The following is a 4,323-nucleotide window of genomic DNA, read 5'->3' as shown; positions in this document are numbered from 1 at the left end:
TATCTTTTCCATTCAAACGCACAATTCCATTAGTCGGTCGATCCAGGGCCGCCAATATATTCAATAATGTGGTCTTTCCGGAACCGGATTCTCCCATGATGGCCACATATTCACCCTTCTCCACATTAAAATTGACATCGCTTAAAGCTTGCACTTTGTTGGAAGAAAAGCGTGTCGTGTATATTTTCTTTACATTTCTTACTTCTAATAATGACATAGATCATTCCTCCTTTGTGATTTCATTATAGGAAATCCCCAGGATTCCTGACATGGATTTAGCTTACAGTTTGCCTTTTAATCTTACAGTTTTGTAAGAAAGGTGTCACTCATGACGAAATCGTCTTCGATCCAATCCCAATAACACGCGAGTATAGGTATTTGGCTTGGATTCAATGGAAATCGTATGCTCCAGCTTACGACAGATTTCTTTACAGAGATACAGTCCCAAACCGGTAGCCTTTTTATCCTTACGTCCATTAAAGCCGGTATATCCCTTTTCAAACACACGAGCCAAGTCACCGGCACTGATACCGATCCCGTTATCTTCGATCACCAGTTGTTTAGAGTCGTTCGTAAAAATACGAATCTCTCCGTTGATCGGTGTATATTTCAGGGCATTGGATAAAATCTGCTCCAGGACAAACACCAGCCATTTTTCATCGGTCAACACCGATTGATGTGTCGGTTGAAAATCAAGATGAATCTTTCGGGCGATGAAGTCGGTCGAAAAATACCGAATGGATTGTCGGACCAAATCATCCAGATCAACATCCCGAAACAGAAAATCTGACTGCTTGGAATACATACGTAAATACGCCAAAACCATATCTGTATATTGATTGATGCGGGTAAGCTGGCTTTGTATGGATTTTCTATCTAACTGTTCTTCTTCCAGTAATAGCTGCATACCGGCAATCGGTAATTTTACCTGATGAATCCACATTGTAAAGTAATCCATTTCCTTAACCTGGTTTTCATTTTCCATAATAGCCTCTACGCGGGCATGATCCATCTTCTCCAAGAGTTCATGATAATCCTGACCGGCAAGCGTCATATCCTCGATGGATAAAGCCGATACGATGTTTTCTTCACGTATTGATGAACGCTGTTGATGGCCCAATACATATTTATAAAAATCAGAACCAATAAAGACAAAAAAGAAAAACAAGATCAAAAGATAGCCATACAATAAAGGCTCTACATTCATTTGATATACATAAAACAGACACAACAACATCAAAAACAAGACAAGCATCAGGCAAAACCAATATTTATGATCTCTGATATACGAAGTAAGGCATTTCATATCTTATAACCCAATCCTTTTTTCGTTTCGATGTAATTGGTACAACCAATAGATTCCAGTTTCTTTCGCAATCGATTCACATTCACACACTTAATGTATTTTCATCCACATAAAAATCCGTTTTCCATAAATAATTCATCATTTCTTCTCGAGAAACGATCGTATCCTTCTTCTCTAATAAAATATGCAGGATCTTTGCCTCATTTTTAGAAAGCTCAATTTCCTGATCCTGATATAATGTTTTATTTTCTTCGATCACAAATCGTAAGCCTTTATGCTCCAGCACATTTAGCTTTCCGCTAAAGTCATAGGTTCTTCGAAGCAGTGCCTGAATCTTTGCCTGCAGGATCTGCAGTTCAAAAGGCTTGGTGATATAATCATCAGCTCCCTGGCTTAATGCCATCACAATATTCATATTGTCACCGGCACTCGATACAAACAGGATCGGCACTTTAGATACCCTGCGAATCTGTGTTGTCCAGTGATACCCATTTAAGACCGGTAAGGTCACATCCATCAAGACTAAATCCGGATTACATTGAAAAAATGTATCCATGACATCATGAAAATCTTTGACCAGAACAACTTCATAATTCCAGCTTTTAAGAAACTGCGCTGTTTTTGTCGCAATCACATTGTCATCTTCTACCAATAATATCGTGTACATAGTTTTATTCTATCATGTTTTTTCCATTTAATTCTTAAAGTTTTCTAAAGCCAGAAAAAAAGACCGAATGGTCATTTCCCCATTCGATCTTCCATCTCATTATTCTGTTTCAATCAAACCATATCCGCCATCATAACGTTTATAGACAACGGCAATTTTCTGCGTTTCATCATCTGTATAGATAAAGAAATCATGTCCTAAAAGCTCCATTTTCATGATGGCATCATCCAGGCTCATTTCTACCGGTTCGATGGATTTCGTCTTTACTACGACATCTTCATCAGAACCATAAATTTCATCATCTTCCAAAAAAGCCTCGGCCAATGAATCGTTATTCTTGCGTGTCAGACGAGTCTTCTGACGACGAATCTGATCTTCCAGCTTATCGATGACTTTATCCACGGCATTATATAAATCGTCATCCATGACTTCAGCACGAAGAATGGCAAACTTTGTGGGAATCGTCACCTCAATCTTTTGTTTATGAGGATAGGTACGAATCAGCACATTGGCTGTATCCTCATCGCTGATGATAAAGTATTTGTTCAATACATCCAGCTTTTTGTGAATCTTATCAGAGATCCCTTGCGTAACAGTTACGTTTTTTCCTACTACATTGACTTTCATAATAGGTACCTCCTTGTTTATAAGAATTATACCACAGGACTAGGAAAATTAAAATTAAAGCCCTTTCTTTTTAGTCCATTTATGACATCAAGAAAATTCTTCCAAACAAAGTTGAATATTCTGTAACTTTTGAAGCTCACGTTTATACGCTTCATATTCTGTTTCTGTCATTTTCTCTTTTCCCGGATATGGAAAGTACAGAATACAGCGCTTATGTATCTTTGCCAGAGCCATTTGTAGTACCAAAACCTGTTCAATGGTTTCCAAATGATCGACAAGAGATTGAAAATCAATACAGATATAATCTTGATTTGATTGATCTTCCTGTTGGATCTGCTCTAAAAAGCTTTCATATTCTTCAAATACTATTTTTTTCATACCAAGCTCCTAAACACTATGATGCTTATATTTGATTTAAACTGGTTTTACCGCAATAAACAAATGATCTCTTTCATCAATCTGATAATTTTTCTCAAAGAAATCATACATTGTCCAGTTATAATAGAAACGTTCGGCCGGAATGATACCGTAACCATCCTGATTGTGATCCGTTGTATCGTAAGAATCAGCTACGATGATCACATCATCCTGTGTTGTTTCGGTTCCCATATCATCATAACCGATAATGGTCTGCCAATGACCACCCCAGTCATTCCATGCGACCATGACAGGAACACCCTCTTTTAAGTATTCACGAATCATATCCAGATTGATCTTCTCGGCAGCTTCTTCCTGTGTATAATCATAGGTGGAATGAATCTCCATACCTCCTACACCTTCAAAGATTTTGATCATAGACTCCAGACTGGTTGCTTCCTGTGCCAGCTGGTTGGTACGATACATAGCCAAAGATTCTTCTGTATGATCGCCCAGCTTATCATAGTAATTCAACACCATTAAAGCACTATCGACTCCACAGCTCCATTCCGAAGATTGTTGGAGAGTTTCAAAATGACTAAGAATCGTCAATGTATCGTCAGATTCCATATTATAAAAATCCGGATGTGCATAATAGATGGAATCTTCATGATCTCCATCTCTTTCGACACTATCCGCTCCATCTTCCTTGGATAGATCAACGGGATTGTCAATTTTCATTTCATCACTCATATTGACTTTTGTGGCACTGCAGCCTGCCAAAACCATGGCACATAAAACTAAAAATAACTTTTTCATTAAAATACTCCTTCTTTACCTAGAGCACTTGTAACTGCTGATGATTTTGAAACGATTCAATTTTTATCAGATCTATTGAGCTTTATATAGCATATTGCTTTTAATACTCTTATTGATTCTACAAGTGTGTGCTCATAAAACTGGGCTTTTAACCCACAATAAGACTTCATCAGTCATAAAATCGGCGATGACCTGCTGACCGTCAGCGTATTTCAAAGGGTCGATTTTATTTTCAATATACTATATGTTTTCTAACTCAATACATCCCTCCCGTCTTGTCAACGAAAGAGATTATATCATAATCACATCTTTTCACAATATTTTTATGATTTTTCGTATCTGATCTAAATAAAAACGAGAATCGCTAGGATCCTCGTTTCTTTCCTATATAGAAAAGGACGAATTGAAAATGATCTGGTCCCTGTCAAGTGGACACATTAAATAAGTAAAAATTCTTGCCCAATTGGTATTATGCTGATTGGGCTTTGTTTTTAAGTGATTCCTTATATTTTGATATTCTAGGATTGAATGCAATTGGATACTGATT

General features: G+C 37.3%; 7 protein-coding genes. All 7 read right to left on the bottom strand.

Annotated features, from left to right (window positions below):
* Nucleotides 1-217: ATP-binding cassette domain-containing protein (locus U0M88_RS07890; protein ID WP_331869465.1), on the bottom strand; the 217-nt coding region annotated here is incomplete at its 3' end.
* A gap of 105 nt (nt 218-322) precedes the next feature.
* The gene (locus U0M88_RS07885) at nt 323-1,306 is read right to left on the bottom strand and encodes a sensor histidine kinase (protein ID WP_331869464.1); all 984 of its coding nucleotides are present in this window, start codon (nt 1,304-1,306) and stop codon (nt 323-325) included.
* On the bottom strand, nt 1,303-1,386 hold the full coding sequence (locus U0M88_RS07880) for a winged helix-turn-helix domain-containing protein (protein ID WP_331869466.1): 84 nt from the start codon (nt 1,384-1,386) through the stop codon (nt 1,303-1,305). Before U0M88_RS07880 ends, U0M88_RS07885 begins: the two co-directional genes overlap by 4 nt.
* Nucleotides 1,387-1,388: 2 nt before the next feature.
* Nucleotides 1,389-1,973 (bottom strand): response regulator transcription factor, encoded by a 585-nt coding sequence (locus U0M88_RS07875; protein WP_331869463.1) that lies wholly within the window; start codon nt 1,971-1,973, stop codon nt 1,389-1,391.
* Between the two features lie 99 nt (nt 1,974-2,072).
* Nucleotides 2,073-2,600 carry a ribosome hibernation-promoting factor, HPF/YfiA family gene (gene hpf, locus U0M88_RS07870; protein WP_331869462.1) on the bottom strand — a complete coding sequence of 176 codons (528 nt, stop codon included), beginning with the start codon at nt 2,598-2,600 and terminating at the stop codon, nt 2,073-2,075.
* Between the two features lie 87 nt (nt 2,601-2,687).
* Complete coding sequence (locus U0M88_RS07865; protein WP_195221833.1) at nt 2,688-2,978, bottom strand: hypothetical protein; 291 nt, start codon at nt 2,976-2,978, stop codon at nt 2,688-2,690.
* Nucleotides 2,979-3,014: 36 nt separating this feature from the next.
* On the bottom strand, nt 3,015-3,776 hold the full coding sequence (locus tag U0M88_RS07860) for a C39 family peptidase (RefSeq protein ID WP_195221832.1): 762 nt from the start codon (nt 3,774-3,776) through the stop codon (nt 3,015-3,017).
* Nucleotides 3,777-4,323: the final 547 nt, after the last annotated feature.

Origin of the sequence: Faecalicoccus sp., from assembly GCF_036552745.1 — a bacterium.
GTDB lineage: Bacteria > Bacillota_I > Bacilli_A > Erysipelotrichales > Erysipelotrichaceae > Faecalicoccus.
This window is presented reverse-complemented; position numbering and strand designations above follow the sequence as displayed.